We start from the raw sequence: 22,373 nt of genomic DNA on the forward strand, positions 1-22,373 counted from the left end.
ACCTTCAGCCGGCCGGCGCCTGAACGTCTCCGGTGCGCTTCAGCTTGCCCCAGGTCTGGCCCAGGCCGGACAGGGCCCGCTCCAACGCGCGCCAGACGACCACATACATGATCTGGCGATAGACAAACCGCTGGGTGGGCAGCAGCCACAGGTCGCCGCGCTTTTCCCGATCAAAGCCAAAGGCGACCCAGCCCGCCGCCAGCTCCAGCAGGGTGAAGGCGACATAGACACCCAGGGTGAACCACAGGGTCGGATTGGGCGCCGCGTCCACATCGGCGTGCTGCGCCGCCGCCAGCCAGGCCAGGCCCTGCATCAAGATCGCCGCCGCCAGCTGCAGGTCGATCAGCGGCGCCAGCACCTGGCCAACGATCTGGAACAGCCACAGGCTGGGCAAGGCCAGCCCGCCGAACCAGCCGTGCCGGAACGTCGAGCGCCGGTGTTTCCACAGGCATTGCAGGGTGCCGAAGCTCCAGCGGAAGCGCTGCTTCAAAAGACCGCCTAGCGACGACGGCGCCTCTGTGAAGGCCAGGGCGGTCGGCTCGTTGGCGATGACCCAGCCCGCCTCGCGCACCCGCCAGGTCAGGTCCATGTCCTCGGCCAGGGTATCGGAGCGGTAGCCGCCCAGGCTTCGCAACGCCTCGGCGCGCCAGGCCCCGATGGCGCCCGGCACCACAGTCACCGCATTAAGCAGGGCCAGCGCCCGCCTGTCGATGTTCTGGCTTGTGATGTATTCGATGGATTGCCAGCGCGTGACCAGGTTGCTGCGGTTGCCGACCTTCACATTGCCCGCAACGGCCCCAACCTTGGGATCGGCGAACCAGGCGGCCAGTTTCGCCAGGGCGTCGCCGGACAGCTGGGTGTCGGCGTCGACGCCCACCACCACCGGGGCCGCGGCCTCCGTCAGCGCCAGGTTCAGGGCCGAGGCCTTGCCGCCGTTTGGCTTCCGCTTCAGCCGAACGCGCGGATCGTCGCCGAAGGCCGCCTTCACCACATCATAGGTGCCGTCGCTGGAACCGTCGTCGACCACGATGACCGATACGTCGACGTCGCGGCTGGACAACAGGCTGTCTATGGTCCGACGGATCACCGTGGCCTCGTTGTAGGCGGCGACCAGCACGTCCACGCGCGGCCTTGGCGCGGCCAGATCCAGCGGCTCTGCCCGGCGCCTGCGCCGCGACGCCAGCGCCAGCATCAGCACGATCCGGGCCAGGCCCAGGCCGATGGCCAGGTTGAAGCCGACGAACAGCACAACCCCGACCGCGTGCGAGAAGCCGAACGCCGCCGAATCCGCCGCGATCAGCGACCGCTCGCCCTTCGGCAGGGCCGGCATGGTCTGATCCGGGGTGCGCCCGACCAGGCCGCCGATGGTCGTCAGGCGATAGCCGCGCGCGCGCAGGGCGTCGATCAGCACCGGCAGGGCCTTGACCGTGGCGGACCGGTCGCCCCCGGCGTCGTGCAGCAGGATGGCGTGGCCTGCATCGGCCTGGGCCAGCACGTCCGCCACGATCTCGTCGGGCCGCAGGCGGTGCGTGCCGCCATCGGGGTTGGGGCGGCTCAGGTTCCAGTCGTTCGGGTCGATGGACTCGCCGGCCGTCGTATAGCCCAGCTTGGACGCCACCGCGATCGGCAGGATTTCGCCATAGGACTCCGGCTCTGAGTCGGCGTTGTAGGGAGGGCGGAACAGGGTGACCTGACGCCCCAGAATGCTTTCCAGCGCCCGGTCCGTCGCCGTCAGCTCCAGCCGCACCCGCTCCTCGTCCACATGGGCCATGTTGGGGTGGGTGAAGGAGTGGTTGCCGATCTCATGGCCCTCGTCACGCACACGCCGAACAAGGGCGGGGTTGGCCGCCGCATTGCCGCCGATCATGAAAAAGGTCGCCTTTACGCCCTTGGCCTTCAGGACATCCAGGATTTCGGGCGTCCATTCGGGATCGGGGCCATCGTCGAATGTCAGGGCCAGGGTGCGGTCGGGCGCCCCGGTGCGACGCACGGTCCAGGCCGAGGGCCAACGGGTCCAGACCTCGTCGCTGATCAGGCCGCTGACCGGGTCGACGGCGATGCGCCGTTCGCCCGCATGGGGGGTGTCGATCACGTTCAGCAGTTCACCCTGGCCGGTGAAGGCGATCTGCTGGGTCAGGGCCACGTGCTCCAGCGCGGGGATCACCTTGATCGCAGGCGCGGCCTGACGCCCAAACACCTTCCAACTGGCGGGATCTTCCTCTCCCAGGGCCCACAGGGCTGCACCGCGCAGCCCCCTGCCCCGGCCCATCGTCATGGCGTTGGCGACCGAGGCGGCGTCCTGCATCCAGACCTCGTGCGCGCGGCCCTGATCGTCGGTGTAGCGGAAGGTCGGCTGCAGAGCCTGGGGGTCGAAATCGACCACATTGGCGGGATTGTCCTCGGGCCGATAGCCGCGCGCCGTCGCCAGCGCCGCCGTCGTGGTCAGGGATTCGGCTGAACGGTCGCCATCGCGCCAGTCATAGGAATAGGCCCCGATCCCCAGGATCAGCTTGTCCGCAGGCACAAGCTGGGTGAAGCGCGTCAACGCCTTGTCCACAAACAGGGCCGAAGAGATCGGGCCCGGCAGGCTGTCTTCCCCGTGTTCGTCATAGGCCATGATGGCGGCGTAATCGACGACGCTGGACAGGGCGCGGATGTCGTGATCGCTCAGCCCCACTTCCAGTGCGATGGACAACTCGCCCCCCTGGGCGTGCAGCCGCTGGCGCAACTGCGCCAGCCATGGCGTCAGCCGTTCGATCTGCTGCGGCGTCACCTGTTCGAAGTCGATCTGCAGACCGGCGAAGCCGTTGGCCTGAACGAAGCCGACCAGCTGATCCATGACGTGTTGTGCGTTGGCCGGCGACAGCATGCGGTCGATACGGCCGGCGTCGAAACGCCCTTCCGTGGCGTTGCCGACCACCGGCACGATCTTGACCCCATGCGCGCGAGCCGCCGCGATCAGCGGCTTGGTGGTGGGGTTGCGCGTCGGATCCCAGTCCTTGGTCAGGATATCGCCGCCGTCGTCACGCAGCTCGATCCAGGTCGGATAGACATGGGTCAGATCACCCGCATGGCGCGCGAAGGAATCCAGCGCTCCGTCCTCCCACGGCGCGAACCAGGCGCCGGCGATGGGCGCGCCATTGGTCGAGGCCGCGCGGCTCGCCGGCCGCTGTCGGTGGGCGATGTAGTTCAACAGGGCGCGCTCGGCCCCATGGGTGCGATGGGCTGCCGCCGACGCAGCAGGCGACACGACCGACAGACCCGTCAGACTGGGCAGGATCATCAGACTGGCCACGAATCCCGCCAGCACGACCCCCGCGACGATCGCCGCCGCCAGCGCGGCCATCCGCATCCGCCGCGCCCGACGCCCCGTCGCGTCCAGAAACACCGCCGGCCCGTCGCCCTGCGGTTTAGAAGCGTCCGACGTCATCTCAGCCCAACCCCGTCGCGGCCAATCCCGCGTCACGTCGTCGCATATCGATCAAGAACGGCGGGATATGGGCGAAGCTGCGCCCGGGACGGGGCCTGCGGAATTTCACGTCGCAGTTGTCCAGACAGATCGCGAGGGCGCGATTGTGGACGCGGCCCTGCGTCGGCAATGCTGTCTGTCCATTTTTTTGAAAGAGAGAAAAAATGGCGGAGACGGAGGGATTCTCCGCTGTGTGACAAATCCAGCATTGAATCGTAAAGATTATTGGTTTCGCTAACCTTTTCAGCTTGCCGTGTCACACATTTTGTCACACACCTCCCCTGAAATGAGCAGCGTTCCGTCCCACCTGATCACCCGAAATGGCGTCTATAACTACCGGCGTCGCGTCCCCTTGGAGCTTCGTGATCGTCCGGAGTTTGGCGGTCGTGACGTGTATCAAGTGTCGCTAGGGGTCCGCACATTAAGCCGCGCGCGTCAGCGCATTCAGGAACTCGGGCTAGATGAAAAGTTTGAGGTTCACCACGCCCCAGCCGCCCCAATAGAAGGCGGCGCGACCCTCACCCCTTCCCTACTTACCCACATCGTTCGCCGTCGCTACGAGCAGGGAATGGTGTCGCTCCAAAGCGAACGGCTGGACGCTTCGAACGACCATCGTGATATGCGCGACGAACTAGCTGTTCAGGAAGTCGCGGCCCTCAATGACCCGGCCTATTCGGACATAGCTCGCGAACGACTTCGCCGCGAACTCGCCCCGGTGATCCGCGTGAGCGCGGAGGGGACTGCAAAGCGTCTAGGTCTCGATAACGAACACGACATCCAGCGCATTGAGGCCGCGCTATTCGAAGCTGAACTCAGCCTGACCCGATCACGGGTCGAGTTGGCCGAAGGCCGCTCATTGCCGACATCGTTGGTGGCGACAACATCTACGAACGACGCCCGTATGCAGCGGGAAGCGCATTGGACGTTCAAAAAGCTCTCCGAAGATGCCCTACGCCAGCATCCCAAAGGGGGTAGCTGGGAGCATAAGGTCAAGGTCGCCGCAGCCTTGTTCGACGACTACTCCGGGTCGGCACCGATCTACAAAATCGATAAGCGGATGGTGCGGAACTTTGTGAACGACCTCCACCATATGCCTGACCGTATGGTGATGCGTTTTCCGAAGATGGGCCTCAAAGACGCTATCGCGGCCAACGAAGCGCGAGAGAAGCCCTTCGCGCCGATCTCACCCAACACCGTGCGCGACGGCTATTTCTCGGTCGTCCGATGGGTGTTCGGCCACGCCGTCGAACTTGAAGCCGTCCCGATGAATCCCTGCACCGGGATCAAAATCCGTGGCGCGACGAAGGGCGATGGTCGTCGCACTAGAAACCCGTTCCGGGCCGACGAACTCAACGCCCTGTTCCGCCTCCCCCTCTTCGCTGGGTGCTTATCGGAGGATCGCACGAACATCCCCGGCAACTACCGGATCGACGACCATCGCAAGTGGACGCCGCTTCTCATGTTGTTCACAGGGGCCAGACCTAGCGAGATCGCTCAGCTTGCAGTCAGCGATATCAAGAGCGACGGGAAGCATCCCTACATTTCGATCCTGACCGAATACGATCCAAACGACCCGGACGATGATCGGGATTTCGTCGTATCCCATAAGACTGAAAACGCCAGACGCGACATCCCGCTACACCCGGAACTGATCGACCTGGGCCTGCTAGAATACGTCGGTAAGCGTCGCCGTGCTGGCGATGTCCGCCTGTTCCCGGATTGGAAACTCCCGGCCAACGGTCGCAAGCTGTATTCGTCGGCGTCGTGGATCAGAAACATCAATGAGCGTCTGATACCAAAGATCACGTCCCGGCGTCCGAAGCCGACGCTCTACAGCTTTCGTCATACATGGAAAACACAGATGGCGCTTTTCCAAGTGCCGACGCAGTATCAGAACCAAATCCTTGGCCATGCTCAACAAGGAATGGACGATCACTATCTAGGACGGCTGGATATACAGCACACCTATGACGCCATCAAACCAATCGCCTTCTCTGATTTAGATTTAAGCCACCTGAAAAGCTGACCATTCCGTGATATAATTGGCACCATGTCTTATTCAGCGATGGTGTCTCGATGGCAGAACGGTTCTAGCGGCTTCTTCAACTTCCTCGACGATGTAAAACCCGTCGTCAGGTCTTCGAAGGGCGGATTCATTCCCTTCGTCCCCGGCCCGCGAGAGCGAGCGGAGATCGTCAAAGCGTTGGACGGCGACTATGCGACGGTCGTGATAAGTTGGCCACGTAGGCACGGCAAGACTCTCACATCGTCGATGATAGTCCTGTGGAGGTTTCTGTCCCGGCGAACAGAAAACATCGCCATGGTCGCCAACTCCGAGAAGCAGACAATCGATACGGCTTTCCGCGCCGTCCGCGATGCTTTTGACAACACGCCGATGCTGAAGGCGCTGGCGAGCGCCGGGACGGTCGAGGTCGGTGTAGATGCGGTGCGTTTCCCCGCCACCGGGTCCGTCATCCAAGCCTACTCTTCGAACCCAGCCGCGTTGTGGGGGAAGAAGCTGACGGCGGCTCAACTCAGTGAACTCCACGCCTCGAAAGGGTCCGCCGTCCTAGAGGTTCTGACCGGCTCGCTTCTCGACAGCGAAGGGTCGATGATGCTGATCGACTCCACGGTCGGCCCCATGTCCTCGCCGCTGTATGCGCTCTATGAGGCGCACATCGCTGGCGACGACCCGAGCCTGTTCTTCAGTCACATCCAATACGCAGACCTCGACGACGCCTGCGCCAACGGCCCGTCGTGGATCGACCCGGTAAAGCTCCGGGCCGCATCAAGGCGGATGCTACCTCAGACCTTCAACCTCATGCACTTGAACCGCTGGGGCGATGCGTCCGGGCTGCTGATCGACAGCGAAACCCTCTCGAAATGCACAGAGGTCAGCTACCTCCCCGACCCGAAGGCTATCGCAGCGGGCGCAAGCTACGTCGTAAGCGGAGGGCTGGACCGCGCGTTTGGCGGATCGAAGCATGGCGACTCCACCATCACGACGGCCATCGTCATGACCGTCCACGACGACGAGGAACAGTATTTCGTCTTAGATTCGGATGCGGTGCTGTTCTCGCGGCTTGGCGGCATCAAGGCCAACTTCCGGCGCTACCACAAAGAATGGGGCATGAGCCGGTGTGGCCTCGAAACCTACGGCGCTCAGGATGTCTATGACTGGGCGCAAACGGAGCCGTTCGCAGACGGGACCGAACTCTTCACGCCTAGCCGGAAGGCTCAGTATCAAGCCTTCACGTTGATGGCGACCGCCGCCGCCGAGGGCCGTCTTCACATCGACCCCCGGTTCACGCGCCTGATCGACGAACTCCGCACGTTCGAGATCGTGGACGACGGCAAAGAGACGGTCGGAAACGAGGCAATCCCGAAGTTCGGCCATCCGCGCGGGAAGCATGACGACGCCGTTTATTCCTTGGCCTGGGCGATGTTCGCCACACGGGAGATAACGCTCAACCCTTACGAACTTCCGGGCGTCCGTTGCACAGATACCGGCCCGACGCGGCATATGTGCGCCCTGAATGGCGGGGCCGCGATCCCAATGTGCGCGAAGTCGTGTCGATCCATGCGGCGGGCGTTCGACCTGTTCGACCAATACAGCGCCCGCAGCCCCCGTAATAACCTCCCCATCGAAGCCTTCATTGCCGACAAGCTGAAAAACGTCGGAAGTCACACGATAGCCCGATAAAGCCAGTTGCCAGAAAGCAACACCCCGTGATATACTTATGTCATGTTGGGATTAAGCGATGAAAGGAAATCGTTCCTAGATTTGGTTAGAAAGTCGGAGCCGCGAAAACTTCGCGCTGCCGAGGCTTTAGCCTTCTTCGACGACAAGCAGGACGATACGACGCTCGCGCTGATCAAGCGCCGCTTCGCAAACCCGGAGTCCTTCCGGGTTTTCCAAGTGAATATTCTGAAGAAGATCATCAGCCGTCGCGCCACGGCATACCAGACGCCGCCAATCCGGACGTTCCAAGGCTGGGACCAAACAGCCGCCCTCGACCTATACCAGTCCGCCAACATCGACGCGGTTCTGAAGCGCGCCAGCAAACTCACCAAGCTGCTGAAGACGACCGCCCTGCAAGTCGTGTGGACGGAACCGCACGGCCTTCAGGTGCGCGTGTTGACCCCGAACATCCTAGACGCCGAATGGTCCGATCCGGAGCATCCGGAGCGCCTAGTTGTCACCCATGCGGCCAGCAACCCGGCCAATACGACCTACGCTGATTGGACGGCGACGACCTATCAGCGCCGAAACGCCAACGGCCACCCCATCCCCACACCCGGCAATGCTGGTGCGATGAACCCCTACGGCGTGTTGCCGTTCGTGCCGTTATTCGACCGCCTTCCCGATGCCGATTTCTTCCTTCCGGGCGGCGATGACCTCATTGGCGCTCAGAAGGCGCTCAACGTCGGCCTGACGAATCTGTGGCGGGCTGTTGAGCTTCAGAGCCACGGTCAGGCCGTCGCGAAAGGGCTTCCGATTGGCGACCCCATCGCCACCGGCCCCGACAAGGTGATCCTGCTCCCAAAGGACGGCGAGTTTGCCTACGCGGCCCCGAACACGCCTATCCCCGACATTCTCGAAGCCTTGGAGTTCCTGATGCGCTCCACGGCCTCGACGAACGATTGCACCGCCGACGTTCTGGACCTCTCGAAAACCGCCGAGTCAGGTTCCGCTCGCGCCGCTCAACGGATCGACCTGAAAGAGGCCCGTCTGGACGATATCGCCCTATGGCGTGGCTATGAGCGTCGCCTGTTCGAGGTGATCAAGCGCGTCGTCAACACGCACCGTCCCGGCACGATCCCGGAGGCTGCTACCGTCCGGGCCGACTTCACCGAGCTTCAGGACAACCTCACGGAATCCGAAGTCCTCGCCAATCTCAAAGAACGCGCGGAGATCGGCATTTCATCCCCGGTGGACGCACTCATGACGCTTAACCCGGACGGCTACGCCACACGCGAAGACGCCTATCGCGCCTTGCTTTCTCGTAAACAAGAAACGGAAGAACTGACGCTAGGGCTTTGAAAGGAAATCATATGACTGACACCACTGAAACACCGCCCATCGACCTCACGGAAGACCTGGCTCAACTGAAAGCCGATCTTCAAACGCTTCGTGAACAGACCGACACCATGCGCGCCGACAGCGACGTGGACGGCCTGATCGGCAATCTGACGGCCCTGATCCCCGAAGCCGACCGCGCCGCCCTCCCGACCGAGGGGACCGCCTTCAACCGTCTGTTCGCCCATGTCACCGCCGCGCTGAAGGCGACAAAGACGCCCGCCGTTCCGACAACGGACACGACCCGCCCGCCGACCACTCCCGGTCCCGACGATTTCACCAAACTGCCCGCTCATGCCCGGATGGCTCTCGGCTACGCCCAAGCCTAACCGCGTCTTTTCCCCACCAACACCCACCGCTGGCCGCGCCAGCAGAAAGGATTTTCAAGTCGATATTTGAATGCTGACACAAGTCGAATGGAGCAAACTAAACCCGAACCCCCTGCAATCTGGCGTCGTTGAGGTCTTCGCTCGCGAAAACCCCGTCATCGCGCTCATGCCCTTCGCTAATGTGGCGGGCAACGCCGACACCTACAACGTCGAGGACACCCTGCCCGGCGTCGAGTTCCGGGGATACAATGAGGGCTATTCGGAAAGCACGGGCGTCATCAACCCCCAAACCGAACGCCTGACAATCATCGGTGGCGACAGCGACTTTGACGTCGCTCAAATCGCTCAACAGACCGGCGACAATGACACCCGAGCAATCCACGACGCCATGAAGGCCAAGGCCCTGTCGTTGAAGTGGCTTCAGACGTTTTTCGATGGCGACACCGCCACGAACCCGAAAGCGTTCGACGGTATCAAGAAGCGCCTGACAGGCAACCAGATCCTCAGCGCCGGCACGAATGGCGGCGCACTGGCTCTCGATATGTTGGATGAGCTGGTGGATGCCGTTCAAGGCCAACCGTCCGCCATCTTCGCCCGGAAGTCAGTGATCCGCGCCTATCGCAATCTGTTGCGTTCTTCCGGTGGCACGACGCCCGAGTCCATCATGATCCCGAACTTCGGGCGTCCGGTCATCGCTCACAACGGCGTCCCGTTGCTACCGATCGAGCTGGACACGCAGGGCCGCGAAATCCTGGCTGGCGACGAGAGCCACGGCACGAACAACAAGACGACCTCGATCTACGCCGTCCGGTTCGATCTCGACGCTCTGCACGGCATCCAAACCGCGCCCATCAGCGTCCGCGATCTAGGCGAAGTGGACGACAAGCCCGCCTACCGGACCCGGATTGAGCATTACAGCGGCATCGTTCTGAAATCCGGTCGATGCGCCGCCCGCCTTAAGGGTCTGACGAACGTCTGACCCCTCCCGCAAACGTCATCGGGTTTCCTTTCTCTCCCCGATGACGACGGACGCCCTCTCGTAACTCAGCAAAGGCACGAGAGGGCGTCCCCACACGGCGACCGCGCCCAACACGCGAGACGCCAACAAAGCAGGCGGGCCGGGAAGGCAGCCCGGTCCGCCTTTGCTGACTCTGGAACTCACAGCATGGAATACTACAGCTACGATCTTTCCCCCGACGACAGCCTGATCACGCTTCAGGCCGCAGACATCATCCTCGCGACGAGCCTTCATGGCCGCGAATGGACGGCCCGCGTCGGCAATCGTGAACGGCATCGCGAGCGCCACACCGAAAAACTCATCAGTTGATCGAGACGACATCGCCTCGAAATCGAAGATGCGCCCCGCCGCCCGTCGATGCCCGTTTGGCTTCGGAGGTCGCTCATGATCGCCCTGGACGCATTCGACCAACGAGCCGCAGTCTTTGAAGCAGAGTTTCTAGAAGCCCTCGCACAGGCCTACGGCGGCGCGATGGATGCCGTCGATATAAACGCCGTGATCGCAGCTCTTGAAGCTGGCGATGAAGCCGCCCTAGCCAATGCGCTGAACATTGATGAGGGGGTTCACTCTGGCCTCACCGTGGCGCTCAGCAGCGGGCTTTTCTATGCGCTGCTGGGAAACATCGTGATCGCGATGAAGGGCTTCGCCAGCCGCCACAAGTCCCGCGTGAACCCAAGCGCCGATATCGCAAGGCTCCGGGAGGATATCGAACGTAGCATCCTGCAACCAATGGCCCGACGTTCCTATGAGGCAATCACGACGGCCCATCGCGAACTTCAGAAGGGCGACATGACGCCCCGCGACAAGGCCACCCTGATCATAAGGTCAATCGCCATGGCCCCCGATCAGGCCAGATCAGCAGCCCACTTCGCCCGCGCGCTCCACGAGTCCATGACCGCGAAAGATCGAAGCATTCAGGATGGGAAGACATACGTCACCCCGGCGACCGCCAAACTGATCATCCAGCGGCATATGAAACACCTCAACGCCGCCCAACGATCAGCCCTGCGAACCGCCTTTGCAAACGGCCTGACAGGGGACGGCGCTACGACCCTTCAACACAAACATGACCGCGCGCTGATCAAATACCGGCAATCTGTCATCGCTCGACAGGAAGCTATCAGGACCATGCACGTTGGAGAGTATCTCGCCTTCAAGCAGGGGAAAGCCAATCGGAGCATTCCACGGGACGCCCGGAGATACTGGAAGACAAGAGGGGATGAACGGGTTCGCCACGATCACCGGATGGTGCAGGTGATGAACCCGCAGGGGGTGGATGTAGGCCAGGCATTCCAGACGCCGCTAGGGCCGGTCATGCACCCGCCTCTTGAGGTGAACTGTCGATGCCGGGTGGTCGTCAGAAGGCCGTCAGATGCCGACGAATGATGTGGGGAGGGGATGGTTGCAAAGGGGTGGTTTCAAACATTTTGGGACCGGCCCCCTACCTACCCGCCGCTCCCCCCGACATCCCCACCCGATGAACGACCAAACACCCGCCCGGAAAGGAGGGCGACACGATGAACCAGACAAACAGACATATCGAAACGGCGGACCTATCCGCTGTCTTCAACCTCGAAATCGCAGGACAGAAGGTGGATGGCCGAACGGTCGCAGCCCGGTCATTCCGTGTGATCGCCGGGGACTTGATGGATCAGCTTGCCCGCCAGCCGAAACCATCGGAGGCGGTGATGATCCGACAGGCCGCCATCCTGCTCACGTCCGACCAGACACAGTTCAGCATGTCGCATGGCGAACTTGGGCTGAACGCATCGTCGCTCGCGATCCGGCCGACGACGAACTACACCCTAAACACGTCCGCTGGCCTCGCCGCACTCGGCTCCGAAATCTACTTCGCAGTCGAGAACAGCGGGTATGCGAAGGTCATGGAATACACCCGGCTCGCCGGGGCTGACACGACCACGGCTTCGGACGTGACGGCGCATTGCGACCGCTACATCCCCGCTGGCATTCACGACCTGATCCCGGCCGATGACCTGTCAGCCCTGTTCGTCCTGACGCACGGCGCCCCGAACAAGGTCTACTGCTACAACTTCTATTGGGCTTCGTCCGACGAGAAGCTTCAGTCGGCTTGGCACGAGTGGGACTTCGGACCCGGCGCCCGGATCGTCTCCGGCGCCTATCTCAAGGGCAACGTCTTCCTGACGGTCGAGCGCAACGACGGCCTATGGCTGGAGAAGGTCAACCTGACCGCTGGCTCGCGCCCGGCCCAGACCTCCCGACAAATCCATCTGGATCGTCGGGCGACCGTCACCGGCGAGTATCAGCAGACCACCAACATGACGCAGTTCATCCTTCCGTATCGACCGGCCAAAGACCGGTTCGAGATCGTTCGGGGTGACGCCTTCACGACCCGGCCTCAAACGCTGATCGACCCTTCGACCTACGTCTGGATCACAGACAATATCGTCGAGGTTCCGGCCAGCGAGATCGCCGGTCCTGTCGTGATCGGCGAAGGCTACGAGTTCTCGTTCGAGTTCTCGACGCAATACATGCGGACCCAGCGCGGCGAGGCCATCACGACCGGCCGCACCACGTTGCGGACGTTCAGCGTCAACTTCGTGGACACCGCCTATTTCAAGACATCGGTTGCGCCCTACGGCTTCAATCCGAACGTCGAAGAAATCCTGCCCGCCAAACTCTCGCAGTTCAGCGGCAAGACCTTGGGCGCCGCGAGCTTCCGTCTGAACGCCCCGGCCTACGCGACAGGGACGCACCGTTTTCAGGTCTACGGCCAGAACACGACGACCCGCATCCGCATCGTCAACGACACCTACGCCGCCTCGACGTTCGTCGCGGCCGAGTGGGAAGCTAACTACTACAACCGTTCCAGAACCTGACCGCCTCCGGGCGGTCAGGCCCTACTGGGGCGGGGTAGTTCTATAGTCTTGCAGAAGGGCCATGGCGGATGTCCACCCAACCGGATCGTCCTGCAAAAACTCATTGAAGCAAACCGCTTTGAGCATGAGCATTTCATTTGAGTCGGGCGCAATCGAGATTTCCGCTCGTGGCTCGTCTGATCGGGCCTGAACTTGCCCGTGTTCATCATACGAGATGACCGACAGGAACCGTGAGGTTTTGGCTCCACATTCATACTCTTGTCGGATCAGGGCGTAATCCATCTCCGAGACCGTCAGCGGCAGGAAGATGGCAGTCCAAGCCACAGCCTTATCGCCAGATCGGCTGACTGTTGAGATATCAACGCCTGTCGCGCCGGTGCGCCCGACACTGATCAATCGCCAATCGCTCGCCGAAGCCGCCCCGGCGATCATCGAAACTGCCATCACGGCGCAAGTCAAAAGCTTCATTACAGCCCCCATCTGATCGCCCTATATCAGCGATCCCTGAAAGCATGATCCTTTTTCAAAACCTCGCCGATGTATCGGGCGAACAGATTCACGACTGGCTCGACGCCATCGCGAACAATCTACGGCCCGCCGATTTCGACGAGATCAGAGCGACCAACCCTCTCCTGACCATCGGTGATCCAGACCCGCTTCTGGTTCTCACCATGTCGGTCATGCAGAGCGAGGATGCTTGGGTCATCACCGATGATGGGGAGCCGATCTCCGTCTACGGCGCCGGGCCGTCCGACGATCCAGCGTCGGGGATCGTCTGGATGCTCGGCACACCGGGCATGGAAAGACCGAGGGCGAAGATCGCCATCGGCAAGGAGACCTACGCCGTCTTCAAACGCTGGCATCAACGCTGGCCACGTCTCTTCAACCACGTCGATGCTCGCAACAGCATGAGCATTCTCTGGCTGTTCCGCGCCGGGTTCGAGATCGAGGAAGTCGATCTCACCCACGGCCGGGAGAGCCGCCCATTCTACCTCATCAGCAGCATTCAGGAGGGACCAATCCATCTGTGATCCCGTGACTATCATGACGACCATCGCCGTCGTCGGGGCCGCGACCGAAACCATCGGTCAAATGCAGTCCGCCAAGGCGCAGCAGAAGGCCATTGACGCCCAGCTTGCCACCACCCAGCAGGAAATCGGGCCTACCTTCACGCGGCTATGATGTTCGCATCTGGCCCGCTCGCTACCCGCTGAAATCGAAACTTCCGAACTACGGCGATCACCTCGCGCCGCTGCTCCGCGCCGACATCGAGAAATGCGGGACGCTCTGCGACCCCACCGGCCTGTCGCTTCTGGGCGGCGCCCCGACCGACCCCGACCGCTTCACCGACGCCAAGCTGCTCGAAAGCGAAATGGACGGCACGGCGGCCGAGTTCATGTTGCAGATGATGTTGGACACGTCGCTGTCCGACGCCGAACGCTTTCCGCTCAAGACCTCTGACCTGATCGTCATGAACGTCGATAAGAGTCGTGCGCCTGTCGCACTCTCCTACACGTCCGCCGACGATAAGCAGATCAAGGATGCGATGCTCCCGAACGTCGGCTTCACCGGCGACCGGTTCTTCTCACCCTTCAACGTCAGCGAACATTGGGCCGACTACACCGGCGCCGTCATGCACATCGACCCGTCTGGCACGGGCGCCGACGAGACGGCCTATGTCGTCACCAAGTTCCTCAACGGCAAGGTGTTCGTCACCAAGTGGGGCGGCGTCGCCGGTGACGGCGGGTCTCCTGAAACCCTGTCCAAGCTGGCGACCATCGCAGCCGAACAGGAAGTCCGCGCCGTCATCGTCGAAGACAACTTCTCGGACGGCATGTTCCGCCGACTGCTGACGCCGGTCCTGATCGCCAAGCACACGTCGAAATGGCGTTGCGGCATCGACGGCGTGAAGGTCCACGGCATGAAGGAAAAGCGGATCGTCGGGGCACTGGAGCCGGTGATGAAGCAACACCGTCTGGTCATCGACCGGGAGGTTCTGAAACTGGACCTCGCCGTCGCCGACCGGATCAAGTCGGGCGTCTTCCAGATGACCCACATGACCGCCCAGCGTGGTGCCCTCAAGCACGACGACCGCATCGACGTGCTGGCCTTGGCTGTCGAGTATTGGAAACAGCACATGGCTATCGACGCCGCACAGGCCGAGGCCGACCATCGCAAGAAGCTGGATCGCGAGTTTGAGAAACGCTTCTTCGCTGGCACGGCCATCAGCCCGCTATTGAACAAGACCGGCCGCCAACGCGGCGCCGGAAGACGGATGCATTAGAGCAGCCAGTCCATATCGCGCCCATTGATCCACATCTTAAAAGCGACTGCGGCAGTGTCGCGCTGAATGCGAACCACGACGTATTTTAGTGGCGAAGCCGCACCGACCATAATGAATGGCTTGAGGCTCGACGCTTGATCTTCCGCCCCGATGTAGTTGACCGCCTCTTGGATCAGTTCGTCGTCATCAGTAATGAACTGGATGATGGTCGAAGGCGTGGGATCGGCGTCGATCTCGCTCATCCAATCACGGGCGATCATCGCGTTTGCGATCAACGCCGCGTCGTGGTCGGAGTGGTCCGGGTCGCTGGCAAGGGTCACGTCTGAAAACGCCAGTCGAATGCACGTCCTCAACCATTGTTTGGTGTCGTAAAGGCCGTCTCTCATCACTTCACCACCCGGTATTGCGGAGCCTTCGGCTGTGCGGCTTTCGGGTGCCCTCGCCCCGGTCCTTGCGCGGCCTTGCCGCCCAGAACGGCCGTTTCCTCGAACCAACGGCGATAGCGGGTCATACCCTTGAACTCGCCGGTCGCCGGGATGAACGGTCCTTCCCAACACGGTGCCGGAGTGGCGCGGGTGCGATAGTGGCCCCTACGGTTATGCGGCTCCGGCGAAGCGTGAGACCCGCGCTCCCCGCCGAGCGGCAAACCGTTGACGTAGATGCGCTTCGTCAGGTGGACGATCTGCATGTCAGCCACCGGCTCTTCGCCCTTGCGGACGCGGTTCTTCGACATCGTAGCCATGCCGTTCGACGGCTGACGCATGATGTATTGAACGGCGGGATTGGCCAGCAGCGAGAGAGCCATTTCGGCCATCCCCATGAAGGCATTGGAGGCCCCGGTGATGTGCCCGCCATCAAGCATCACCCAGCCGTTCTTTTCCTGCCAGACCGCCACCAGATAGTTCGCCATGCCCCATTCGAAACAGGTGATGACGGCGATAGTCGTCCCGCCCGGCGGACCTTCGAAAACCAGCGCGACATTATCGAGACCCAGCGTGTCGAGATGTTCGTTGACCAGACCGGCCAGCCGGTCCCCCCGCTCCGTGTCCGCATGAAGCGAAGCATGGGGGGACATCAGGTTTCCTCGGCGAAACCGGCTCGATAGTCGCGCAGCAGACCCATCTTTTTGTCGTCGTCCAGCATCTTGCGGATGTTGTGCGAGGCGTGAATGTCCGCCTCCGCGATGGTGAAGCTGTTCTCGTCGGAGCCGATGAACTCAACCTTCCCGCACACCATGCGGAAATCATCGACTGCTTGGGTGTAGGCGTTGAAGGCGGCGAGAACTGCGCGCGCGCGGGCGATCTCGGCCATCATTTCGCGGCGTCCTTCTTCGGAGCCTTGCGAGCTTTGACCTCGGCCAGCTTCGTAGCCGTCAGCGCATCGACCTTGGCCGACAGACCGGCGACGGTCGAGCGCAGGGATGCGATCTCGGCGTCCAGTTGGCCCTTGTTCACGCCGTCAGTTGCGGCGACGCCATCGGCGAGGTTCGAGACCCTCGTGCCGCAGACATCGACGACGCCACCAATGGCAGGGTCCAGCGTCACGTCTGCATGGCCAGCGAGCGCATCGCCTTCGACCGTGTGAGGCGGGCGATCCAACATCATCCGAAGCGTCGCGACATCTTCGGCAAGGGCGCGGCTGGTGACGAGGTTTTCCACCGCCGTCATTCGCTCGTTCGCCTTGCCGATGTGATCGGCCAGCGCAGAGTTCGTCTCTTCATATTTCGCGGCCAAGTCGATTTCGACGTTGGCGATAGCGCGCGTGTTTCCGATTGCTCGGGATTCGAGTTTCGGCAGGTCGATGCCGCCGGTCAGCAATTTCAGGATCATGCTTTTATTTAGTCAGCGACGATCCGTGTTATGCCGGGCCAAGAACTACGGGGGATGGCATGAAGAAGGTTGCTGCACTGGCGTTGCTGGCACTCGCTGGATGCGACAGCGGGCAGCGGTTCGACCTCGTTTGTGATGTCACCGCCTACCAAAAGATTCAGGTCGGCTCGCTTCCAGTCCGACAAGACACCGGCAAGCTGAACGAACGCTTCTCGGTCGATCTTAAAGGCAACCGCTACTGCCTCCAGTCCGAACCCGGCCAAGCCTGTAGCGAGGACATGTTCGGCCCGATCACCGAGGCCAGCACCTCGACCCTTAAGCTCGGGAGGTTCACGACCGTTGATCGCACAAGCGGAACGGTCATGACCGATTGGGGAGGCGTTGGCTCAAGCGGAACATGTGCGAAGGCCGCCTTCACCCCACCCATGCGGACGCAGTTTTGACCGTGAGTGACCAAGAGACCTACGACGATCAGTTCGATGATGTGCCTTGGGCTGACCCGGCCATTCGGGAGCGATATGAAGCTGCCCTCGGCCGACTGATCCTCGCTTATAACGACGTTGACCTGCACCTGACCCGGCTGATTGAGGAATGTCAGAGGAAGCTCGGCGACCCCAAACATCTAAAAAAGCTGGCCACAGGAAGTTTCATCGAACGGTGGGACAATGTTCGGATGCTTCGAGCGATCCTGCCTGACATGCCGCTGCTACAGGGCATCGACTTCAAAGAACTCCACGAACTGAATGAGTTAAGAAACATCGTCGCTCACGGGCACTTCGAGCAGAACCCCTTTCAGGGCGACTATGAGTTAATCACCCGCAAGCAACGGCACGACGATTTTTCGGCGGAGAGACTCGACAACATAACAGGACGCCTCAATGCCCAAGCAGAAGCATTGAAGGTCAGCGTTTGGTTCGATGATCTCGAAGACTTGGATGACGCTTAAGACGATCCAGACCACTTCCGGTTAGCCCGCTCTATCGCATGGCGTTGAGCCTCCTCGTGACTCTCGTCCCACGCCGCCGGGCGAAGCGCGATCTTGAACAGCTTCTCGCCCTGACTGCTGTTGCGACGCCCGATCTCCATCGTCGTCGGATACATCCCGCAGGTCCGACAACGGAACCGCAGACCATATAGGTAGTCGTCCGCCAGTCGTGCACCGACCTTCCAGATGTTCATCTCACGATTGGTCCGACAGCCTTCGCAGGACACCAGAACCGTGATGGCAGAATCCGTCACGAGGTCACGCGCTGTGACCGTCTCCGGCGTCCATAACTCGGGAGGCTTCGACTTCATCCGAGGATGAATGTTCTCATTTCGTTCCGGTTTCAAGTCGGAGGCTGGGGGCATCTGTCTATGGCTGGGGATTGCAGCTTGGCGCCGACGCTCGTCAGACGGATCATTGATCCATGAACACTGCCGCCCCCACTGACGATTCCGTAGCCGACGATATGAGCATCGACGGGTTTCTGTCGCCGATGCTGCATGACTACATTCCAAACATCATCGAGGCCCATCCGGCGTGGTTCGATTTCGCCCGGCGCCTGAACCGCCACATCGTCAGCATGTGGTTGCAGCATCCCATCACGACCGAAGGTTTGCTTCCGCTCGATCCAGAGCCGTTGGCTGTTCGCCTCCCCGACGCGATCCGAGCTTGTGCGAGTTCCTGTCGATCCGTGGCATCTGCGACGATGGCGGCGAGCTACAGGCCCGCGACCTCGACCGCTGGCATCGCGAGGCGCCCTTCCGGCGCAAGCTTGTGCGCGCCGATGGCGTATCCCTTGAGCGGGCTGCGATGATGGCTTGGGAGGCGGGATACTTCCCCGATGTTCCTCAACCGCTCTGGGACGGTCCCGACAACATGCACCCGGTATCGGAAGAGATGTTGCTGGCGGCTCTGGAGCGGGAGCTTCGCGCCGACTACGCCCATGTTTGGGCCGACCATGACGCGGAGTTCTTCGCATGACTTTGGAATGCGGACGTCTTGCCGTCCGCGACTTCCTCGCTAAAACCTGCCGACTTTATGGGGCAAATCATGCGACAAATCATCATCGCCGCTGCATTAGCAGGGGCCTGTCTCGCCGGTTGCGATCAGCAACAGGAGTCAGCGGAACCGGTCGGCAAATACGTCATCTATCAGGAAGCCGGGGTGGCCGGTTCGATTCGGCTCAATACCGTGACCGGCGAGTCCTACATGCTCATTCCGAGCGACACTGAAATGATGCACAACGGCGTGACCCTCAACGGAAAGCCGCTTGTATGGCGCAAGATCGCGAACAGCAACGCGAACTGACCCGCCGAAAGATATGGCGGCCATCCAGCACATCCGACTAAATAGGTCTCATAACCTGTTTCGCCGTGTGCAAGACGTGCAAACAGGGCCGTTAGATATTGGATAAATATGGATAGGATCGTATATTCGGTTCTGTCATCAAATCCGAAACTTTAGGCCCTGCGATCTTGCACATCGCGGGGCCTTTTGTTTTTCGGATTATTATGGACAACCCCCTTTGCAGCCGTTGTGGCTGAACTTGACTTCCTCGGGAATGACAACGCTCTCCTGAATTCTGCCCTCTACAAGAACCCTGACTTCGTGGCGTGGTGCGAACGCATCGTGGATCGTCAGCACAAAGCGTCTACAGGCCGGGTGACGCCTCTGCCCGCGTTCGACAGCCTTCTCGCGCTGGAGGCGACGATCTTCGACAATGGCGAAGACAAGAAGTTCCGCCACAGGCTGACGCTCAAGGCTTTCACTGGATCGCGGATCAAGAGTTGGACACGGCCCGACTGGACCGCAACCGCTACACTCTGGCCACACGACATCGCCGTGAAGACCGCCAAGAAATCCAAGGCGAAGTTCACCGACAATATGGTCTTCTGAAGTGCTGCGAGGGCCTTCGGTTCTTGTCTGGCAATCTGATCCGATCTCTTCCCGACTTCCGACACCAACGATGTCCTATCGGTTTTAGACAGCGCAGGACCGGTGCGACTGATGAGTTCAGTCAAAGCGTTCCGCCGCGTTGGCATCTGCTTGCGCTCAAAACCCTCACTGTTCGCAAGAAGGTGGTTGTGCGCGACGATCCGGCGTTCGCTCATCTGCCACGGCAACTGCATCAAGACCGACAATCGTCCGTCGAACCTGCGCTACGCCACGCGATCCGAGAACCTTCGCGACAGCCACGCCATGGGCGTCAATCGCGGCGGGCGCCCCTTGCTCTACCCGTGGGAGGAACTGGCCGTAGGCGAGACCTTCCAGTCCAACACGCTTTGCCGGGCAAGCATCAAGCGCATGGTCTGGGAAGCGAACCGACGCTTCGACAGCACTTTTGATGTCGCCAAGGCCGCGAACGACGACGGCTCTTGGACCGTCACGAGGGTCGCCTAATGCGCCCCGGTCGATACCTTGCAGATCAACACCGACCCGGCGTGTTCACCTACCACGGCAAACCTGTGTCGCCGCAGGATGCCGCAGAAATCCTCCGACATCGACTGAACTGGCGGGTCATCCAGCTTCGCCTTCACCGTGAGCGAGACGAACGCGACGGCACGATCCTGCGCCAACTCTGGGCGATGATCTGGGGGCGCGATGTCTGACCGTCCGCCCTGTCACCATACCGGCAAGCTCTCCTACGCTTCCGAGCGCGAAGCGAACGCCTCTCGCGTCGGGATCAGCTTGTCTCGCAAGAGCCGGAACGGCGGGCCGCCCCGCCAAGCCGGGCCTCTCCAATCCTTCAAATGTCGGGAGTGCGGAAACTGGCACCTCGGCCGCCCTCGGACGCACCAGAACCCTCTGAAACGAAAGGGCACCTGATGTTCGGTAAGCCCAACCCTCATTACGACCACACCCAATATCGCCTCGGCGTGTCACGTCTGCTGATCCAGCTTCGCCAGTCTGAAATCGAAGGTGCGCTGCAAACCCACGGCCTGAACCGACACGTCCGACGCGACATCGTTGAACTGCTCTCCGACCTGTCGGCCGAAATCCTCGGGTGCTGGCCCGGAGAGTCAGTCGTCCGCCTCAACGGCGAGAGGTTGACGATCACGTTCGAGGGCTGGCCGCGCGTCGAGTTCGTCGCGTTCGAGAACGACGTGAAACTGGTGATCTTGCCGGAGGCCCGCGCATGACCGCCCGCACCATCCGCACGACCATCGACCAGACTGAACTTCGCGTTCCCGTCGATGGCGGGGAGATCGCCAACGCGGTCATCCTCGGCGACTACACCGACGACCTGACCGGCGAGCCTTACCGCCTCTGGACCCTGCCGGAGGTGGAGGAATGAGCGCGCGTTCAGCGGCATCACAGGCGCGTTTCCGTCGTGCCTTTGGCGCCGACAATCGCCAATCAGTGCGCCAAGAACTGCGCTCGCGGGACACCCGTCGTTGGTGGAAGAGGATCACAGGATGACCCGCTACCCCGACGAACAACTGTCGCCCCGGATGCTGGCCCAGAAGCTCGACCTGTTCCGTCGCGCCGACGCCAACGCGCAGAACACGCGATCCGAGATCAGCAAGACCCGGACCCGGCTGCACGAGCTTGAGAACGCCTTGGTCACGCTCGACAACGAGATCACCGAGGCGGCCGAGTTCTGCGAAGCCTACTTCCTGCGACACGGACGGATGGATTAGCGGCGGTCCAACTCAAGCTGATGCGCCAAGGCTCGGTGCGCCTCACGGACAGCCTTGTCGCGCCACTCCGGGTCACGCTCCGACAGCTTGCATTCCAGCCGGGCGATCTCGGCCGCGTTCAGGGCCTCGGTCATAATCAGCTTGCGGAGGCGGTCGCTCGGCTGACCGCCGTCGCCGCGCACCCCGATCAGATACCACCACAGGGCGCCGCACAGCAGCACCACGATGTTGAAGGTCATCGCGTGGTCCATCACGCATCCTCCCCAAGCATGGCCCGCAGCCTCTTCATTCGGCTCTCCTGATCGGCGAGCTTCGCGCCTTGCTGGAGTTCCATTTTCTGGACCTCGCCATTTCGGATCGTCTTTCCGAATCTGTGCGCCGCCCAACACACCGCGACCAAGATCGCGAACGGCAATGCCAGTGCTTCGACCCAACTTTCCATAAAGCTCTCCCGATCCTTGCGTTGTCAGCACCCATATGTGCCAAACGCCCATTTCAAAAGTGTGCCAAGTGTGCCGGAAGTTTGATTTCGTTTACGAAATTCTCGCTGGCACACTTTCGGACACCGCCCGAAACCACCCGAAAAAGTGTGCCAAGTGTGCCAAAACCCGGTCATTTGGGCCGAAATTCTTGGCACACTTGGCCCTTGCGGGCTTAAGCCACTGATTTTTCGAGGGATAGCTGGCGGAGACGGAGGGATTCGAACCCTCGGTACCGGTTACCCGGTACGACGATTTAGCAAACCGTTGCCTTCAGCCACTCGGCCACGTCTCCTGCGAGGGCGTCGATAGCGGAGGCTGATGCGTCGCGCAATCCGGTTCGCGCGAAAGGTTTCATGTTAACGCGACATAGAGGCCGAAGCGGCAGAATGGCGTTTCGT

General features: G+C 61.5%; 30 protein-coding genes and 1 tRNA gene. 21 read left to right on the forward strand and 10 right to left on the reverse strand.

Features of this window, described 5'->3' with window-relative positions:
- Positions 1 to 4: 4 nt before the first annotated feature.
- Entirely contained in the window at positions 5 to 3,430 is a 3,426-nt protein-coding gene (locus KZX42_RS02895) for a polysaccharide deacetylase family protein (RefSeq protein WP_248116914.1), read from the reverse strand.
- A 325-nt stretch (positions 3,431 to 3,755) separates the two neighbouring features.
- On the opposite strand from KZX42_RS02895, the gene KZX42_RS02900 reads away from it, so the two are divergent.
- The 8 genes from KZX42_RS02900 (at position 3,756) to KZX42_RS02935 (ending at position 12,754) form a co-directional block, all read left to right on the forward strand.
- Positions 3,756 to 5,495, forward strand: a complete 1,740-nt coding sequence (locus tag KZX42_RS02900; RefSeq protein ID WP_248116916.1) for a site-specific integrase — start codon at positions 3,756 to 3,758, stop codon at positions 5,493 to 5,495.
- 39 nt (positions 5,496 to 5,534) lie between these two features.
- Complete coding sequence (locus KZX42_RS02905) at positions 5,535 to 7,172, forward strand: terminase large subunit (RefSeq protein ID WP_282438788.1); 1,638 nt, start codon at positions 5,535 to 5,537, stop codon at positions 7,170 to 7,172.
- Between the two features lie 42 nt (positions 7,173 to 7,214).
- Entirely contained in the window at positions 7,215 to 8,513 is a 1,299-nt protein-coding gene (locus tag KZX42_RS02910) for a hypothetical protein (RefSeq protein ID WP_248116918.1), read from the forward strand.
- An 11-nt stretch (positions 8,514 to 8,524) separates the two neighbouring features.
- The gene (locus KZX42_RS02915) at positions 8,525 to 8,878 is read left to right on the forward strand and encodes a hypothetical protein (protein WP_248116921.1); all 354 of its coding nucleotides are present in this window, start codon (positions 8,525 to 8,527) and stop codon (positions 8,876 to 8,878) included.
- A gap of 70 nt (positions 8,879 to 8,948) precedes the next feature.
- Positions 8,949 to 9,857, forward strand: coding sequence for a major capsid protein (locus KZX42_RS02920; RefSeq protein WP_348983604.1), 909 nt, complete (start codon positions 8,949 to 8,951; stop codon positions 9,855 to 9,857).
- A 186-nt stretch (positions 9,858 to 10,043) separates the two neighbouring features.
- Positions 10,044 to 10,205: a hypothetical protein gene (locus tag KZX42_RS02925; protein ID WP_248116924.1), complete on the forward strand. Its 162-nt coding sequence runs from the start codon at positions 10,044 to 10,046 to the stop codon at positions 10,203 to 10,205.
- A 75-nt stretch (positions 10,206 to 10,280) separates the two neighbouring features.
- Positions 10,281 to 11,282, forward strand: a complete 1,002-nt coding sequence (locus tag KZX42_RS02930; RefSeq protein WP_248116926.1) for a phage minor head protein — start codon at positions 10,281 to 10,283, stop codon at positions 11,280 to 11,282.
- 302 nt (positions 11,283 to 11,584) lie between these two features.
- Complete coding sequence (locus KZX42_RS02935; RefSeq protein ID WP_248116928.1) at positions 11,585 to 12,754, forward strand: hypothetical protein; 1,170 nt, start codon at positions 11,585 to 11,587, stop codon at positions 12,752 to 12,754.
- Between the two features lie 21 nt (positions 12,755 to 12,775).
- On the opposite strand, the gene KZX42_RS02940 is transcribed toward KZX42_RS02935, so the two are convergent.
- Positions 12,776 to 13,222: a surface-adhesin E family protein gene (locus tag KZX42_RS02940; protein ID WP_248116930.1), complete on the reverse strand. Its 447-nt coding sequence runs from the start codon at positions 13,220 to 13,222 to the stop codon at positions 12,776 to 12,778.
- Positions 13,223 to 13,266: 44 nt separating this feature from the next.
- Between KZX42_RS02940 and KZX42_RS02945 the strand changes: the two genes are divergently transcribed.
- Genes KZX42_RS02945 through terL form a run of 3 tightly spaced genes read left to right on the forward strand, consistent with a single transcriptional unit; the run spans position 13,267 to position 15,038 of the window.
- A complete protein-coding gene (locus tag KZX42_RS02945; RefSeq protein ID WP_248116932.1) occupies positions 13,267 to 13,785 on the forward strand; it encodes a hypothetical protein in 519 nt (172 codons plus the stop codon).
- A 13-nt stretch (positions 13,786 to 13,798) separates the two neighbouring features.
- A complete protein-coding gene (locus tag KZX42_RS02950; protein WP_248116936.1) occupies positions 13,799 to 13,936 on the forward strand; it encodes a hypothetical protein in 138 nt (45 codons plus the stop codon).
- Positions 13,890 to 15,038 (forward strand): phage terminase large subunit, encoded by a 1,149-nt coding sequence (gene terL / locus KZX42_RS02955; protein WP_248116941.1) that lies wholly within the window; start codon positions 13,890 to 13,892, stop codon positions 15,036 to 15,038. The genes KZX42_RS02950 and terL overlap by 47 nt, the downstream gene beginning before the upstream one ends.
- Here the strand turns inward: terL and KZX42_RS02960 are convergent.
- From KZX42_RS02960 to KZX42_RS02975, 4 genes are read right to left on the reverse strand one after another with little or no spacing between them, the layout of a single operon-like run.
- On the reverse strand, positions 15,035 to 15,424 hold the full coding sequence (locus tag KZX42_RS02960; RefSeq protein WP_248116943.1) for a hypothetical protein: 390 nt from the start codon (positions 15,422 to 15,424) through the stop codon (positions 15,035 to 15,037). The genes terL and KZX42_RS02960 overlap by 4 nt on opposite strands.
- The gene (locus tag KZX42_RS02965; protein ID WP_248116945.1) at positions 15,424 to 16,113 is read right to left on the reverse strand and encodes a hypothetical protein; all 690 of its coding nucleotides are present in this window, start codon (positions 16,111 to 16,113) and stop codon (positions 15,424 to 15,426) included. Before KZX42_RS02965 ends, KZX42_RS02960 begins: the two co-directional genes overlap by 1 nt.
- A complete protein-coding gene (locus KZX42_RS02970; protein WP_248116947.1) occupies positions 16,113 to 16,349 on the reverse strand; it encodes a hypothetical protein in 237 nt (78 codons plus the stop codon). The genes KZX42_RS02965 and KZX42_RS02970 overlap by 1 nt, the downstream gene beginning before the upstream one ends.
- Positions 16,349 to 16,867, reverse strand: a complete 519-nt coding sequence (locus tag KZX42_RS02975; protein ID WP_248116950.1) for a hypothetical protein — start codon at positions 16,865 to 16,867, stop codon at positions 16,349 to 16,351. Before KZX42_RS02975 ends, KZX42_RS02970 begins: the two co-directional genes overlap by 1 nt.
- A 59-nt stretch (positions 16,868 to 16,926) precedes the next feature.
- Here KZX42_RS02975 and KZX42_RS02980 point away from each other — a divergent pair, with 59 nt between their 5' ends.
- A complete protein-coding gene (locus KZX42_RS02980) occupies positions 16,927 to 17,310 on the forward strand; it encodes a hypothetical protein (protein ID WP_248116952.1) in 384 nt (127 codons plus the stop codon).
- Positions 17,307 to 17,813, forward strand: a complete 507-nt coding sequence (locus KZX42_RS02985) for a hypothetical protein (RefSeq protein ID WP_248116954.1) — start codon at positions 17,307 to 17,309, stop codon at positions 17,811 to 17,813. The genes KZX42_RS02980 and KZX42_RS02985 overlap by 4 nt, the downstream gene beginning before the upstream one ends.
- Here the strand turns inward: KZX42_RS02985 and KZX42_RS02990 are convergent.
- Positions 17,810 to 18,106, reverse strand: a complete 297-nt coding sequence (locus KZX42_RS02990; protein ID WP_248116956.1) for a hypothetical protein — start codon at positions 18,104 to 18,106, stop codon at positions 17,810 to 17,812. The genes KZX42_RS02985 and KZX42_RS02990 overlap by 4 nt on opposite strands.
- 415 nt (positions 18,107 to 18,521) lie before the next feature.
- On the opposite strand from KZX42_RS02990, the gene KZX42_RS02995 reads away from it, so the two are divergent.
- From KZX42_RS02995 to KZX42_RS03030, 8 genes are all read left to right on the forward strand, one after another.
- Positions 18,522 to 18,833, forward strand: coding sequence for a hypothetical protein (locus tag KZX42_RS02995; RefSeq protein ID WP_248116958.1), 312 nt, complete (start codon positions 18,522 to 18,524; stop codon positions 18,831 to 18,833).
- 69 nt (positions 18,834 to 18,902) lie between these two features.
- Complete coding sequence (locus KZX42_RS03000) at positions 18,903 to 19,160, forward strand: hypothetical protein (protein ID WP_248116960.1); 258 nt, start codon at positions 18,903 to 18,905, stop codon at positions 19,158 to 19,160.
- A gap of 228 nt (positions 19,161 to 19,388) precedes the next feature.
- Positions 19,389 to 19,748, forward strand: a complete 360-nt coding sequence (locus KZX42_RS03005; protein ID WP_248116962.1) for a hypothetical protein — start codon at positions 19,389 to 19,391, stop codon at positions 19,746 to 19,748.
- Positions 19,749 to 19,859: 111 nt separating this feature from the next.
- Positions 19,860 to 20,252: an HNH endonuclease gene (locus KZX42_RS03010; RefSeq protein WP_248117266.1), complete on the forward strand. Its 393-nt coding sequence runs from the start codon at positions 19,860 to 19,862 to the stop codon at positions 20,250 to 20,252.
- Between the two features lie 41 nt (positions 20,253 to 20,293).
- Complete coding sequence (locus KZX42_RS03015) at positions 20,294 to 20,461, forward strand: hypothetical protein (protein ID WP_248116964.1); 168 nt, start codon at positions 20,294 to 20,296, stop codon at positions 20,459 to 20,461.
- A 216-nt stretch (positions 20,462 to 20,677) separates the two neighbouring features.
- Complete coding sequence (locus tag KZX42_RS03020) at positions 20,678 to 20,992, forward strand: hypothetical protein (protein WP_248116966.1); 315 nt, start codon at positions 20,678 to 20,680, stop codon at positions 20,990 to 20,992.
- On the forward strand, positions 20,989 to 21,147 hold the full coding sequence (locus tag KZX42_RS03025; RefSeq protein WP_248116968.1) for a hypothetical protein: 159 nt from the start codon (positions 20,989 to 20,991) through the stop codon (positions 21,145 to 21,147). The genes KZX42_RS03020 and KZX42_RS03025 overlap by 4 nt, the downstream gene beginning before the upstream one ends.
- Positions 21,148 to 21,268: 121 nt before the next feature.
- Positions 21,269 to 21,493, forward strand: coding sequence for a hypothetical protein (locus KZX42_RS03030; protein WP_248116970.1), 225 nt, complete (start codon positions 21,269 to 21,271; stop codon positions 21,491 to 21,493).
- Here KZX42_RS03030 and KZX42_RS03035 read toward each other — a convergent pair.
- The 3 genes from KZX42_RS03035 to KZX42_RS03045 form a co-directional block, all read right to left on the reverse strand.
- Positions 21,490 to 21,732: a hypothetical protein gene (locus tag KZX42_RS03035; RefSeq protein ID WP_248116972.1), complete on the reverse strand. Its 243-nt coding sequence runs from the start codon at positions 21,730 to 21,732 to the stop codon at positions 21,490 to 21,492. The genes KZX42_RS03030 and KZX42_RS03035 overlap by 4 nt on opposite strands.
- Before the next feature lie 11 nt (positions 21,733 to 21,743).
- Positions 21,744 to 21,935: a hypothetical protein gene (locus tag KZX42_RS03040; protein WP_248116974.1), complete on the reverse strand. Its 192-nt coding sequence runs from the start codon at positions 21,933 to 21,935 to the stop codon at positions 21,744 to 21,746.
- A gap of 240 nt (positions 21,936 to 22,175) precedes the next feature.
- Positions 22,176 to 22,267, reverse strand: a tRNA-Ser gene (locus tag KZX42_RS03045).
- Between the last annotated feature and the right edge of the window lie 106 nt (positions 22,268 to 22,373).

Origin of the sequence: Brevundimonas sp. EYE_349, assembly GCF_023147505.1 — a bacterium.
Classification (GTDB): Bacteria; Pseudomonadota; Alphaproteobacteria; order Caulobacterales; family Caulobacteraceae; genus Brevundimonas.

Excerpts from the sequence above, each read along its gene's own strand:
- KZX42_RS02925 (WP_248116924.1), top strand. The coding sequence starts at position 10,044 with ATGGAATACTACAGCTACGATCTTTCCCCCGACGACAGCCTGATCACG.
- KZX42_RS03010 (WP_248117266.1), top strand. The coding sequence starts at position 19,860 with ATGAGTTCAGTCAAAGCGTTCCGCCGCGTTGGCATCTGCTTGCGCTCA.
- KZX42_RS03040 (WP_248116974.1), bottom strand. The coding sequence starts at position 21,935 with ATGGAAAGTTGGGTCGAAGCACTGGCATTGCCGTTCGCGATCTTGGTC.
- KZX42_RS02960 (WP_248116943.1), bottom strand. The coding sequence starts at position 15,424 with ATGAGAGACGGCCTTTACGACACCAAACAATGGTTGAGGACGTGCATT.
- KZX42_RS03025 (WP_248116968.1), top strand. The coding sequence starts at position 20,989 with ATGACCGCCCGCACCATCCGCACGACCATCGACCAGACTGAACTTCGC.
- KZX42_RS02945 (WP_248116932.1), top strand. The coding sequence starts at position 13,267 with ATGATCCTTTTTCAAAACCTCGCCGATGTATCGGGCGAACAGATTCAC.
- KZX42_RS02965 (WP_248116945.1), bottom strand. The coding sequence starts at position 16,113 with ATGTCCCCCCATGCTTCGCTTCATGCGGACACGGAGCGGGGGGACCGG.
- KZX42_RS02920 (WP_348983604.1), top strand. The coding sequence starts at position 8,949 with ATGCTGACACAAGTCGAATGGAGCAAACTAAACCCGAACCCCCTGCAA.
- KZX42_RS02970 (WP_248116947.1), bottom strand. The coding sequence starts at position 16,349 with ATGGCCGAGATCGCCCGCGCGCGCGCAGTTCTCGCCGCCTTCAACGCC.
- KZX42_RS02930 (WP_248116926.1), top strand. The coding sequence starts at position 10,281 with ATGATCGCCCTGGACGCATTCGACCAACGAGCCGCAGTCTTTGAAGCA.
- KZX42_RS03035 (WP_248116972.1), bottom strand. The coding sequence starts at position 21,732 with ATGACCTTCAACATCGTGGTGCTGCTGTGCGGCGCCCTGTGGTGGTAT.
- KZX42_RS02940 (WP_248116930.1), bottom strand. The coding sequence starts at position 13,222 with ATGAAGCTTTTGACTTGCGCCGTGATGGCAGTTTCGATGATCGCCGGG.
- KZX42_RS02910 (WP_248116918.1), top strand. The coding sequence starts at position 7,215 with ATGTTGGGATTAAGCGATGAAAGGAAATCGTTCCTAGATTTGGTTAGA.
- KZX42_RS02950 (WP_248116936.1), top strand. The coding sequence starts at position 13,799 with ATGACGACCATCGCCGTCGTCGGGGCCGCGACCGAAACCATCGGTCAA.
- KZX42_RS02900 (WP_248116916.1), top strand. The coding sequence starts at position 3,756 with ATGAGCAGCGTTCCGTCCCACCTGATCACCCGAAATGGCGTCTATAAC.
- KZX42_RS02935 (WP_248116928.1), top strand. The coding sequence starts at position 11,585 with ATGATCCGACAGGCCGCCATCCTGCTCACGTCCGACCAGACACAGTTC.
- KZX42_RS02980 (WP_248116952.1), top strand. The coding sequence starts at position 16,927 with ATGAAGAAGGTTGCTGCACTGGCGTTGCTGGCACTCGCTGGATGCGAC.
- KZX42_RS03020 (WP_248116966.1), top strand. The coding sequence starts at position 20,678 with ATGTTCGGTAAGCCCAACCCTCATTACGACCACACCCAATATCGCCTC.
- KZX42_RS02905 (WP_282438788.1), top strand. The coding sequence starts at position 5,535 with ATGGTGTCTCGATGGCAGAACGGTTCTAGCGGCTTCTTCAACTTCCTC.
- KZX42_RS02895 (WP_248116914.1), bottom strand. The coding sequence starts at position 3,430 with ATGACGTCGGACGCTTCTAAACCGCAGGGCGACGGGCCGGCGGTGTTT.
- KZX42_RS02975 (WP_248116950.1), bottom strand. The coding sequence starts at position 16,867 with ATGATCCTGAAATTGCTGACCGGCGGCATCGACCTGCCGAAACTCGAA.
- KZX42_RS03030 (WP_248116970.1), top strand. The coding sequence starts at position 21,269 with ATGACCCGCTACCCCGACGAACAACTGTCGCCCCGGATGCTGGCCCAG.
- KZX42_RS03000 (WP_248116960.1), top strand. The coding sequence starts at position 18,903 with ATGCGACAAATCATCATCGCCGCTGCATTAGCAGGGGCCTGTCTCGCC.
- KZX42_RS02915 (WP_248116921.1), top strand. The coding sequence starts at position 8,525 with ATGACTGACACCACTGAAACACCGCCCATCGACCTCACGGAAGACCTG.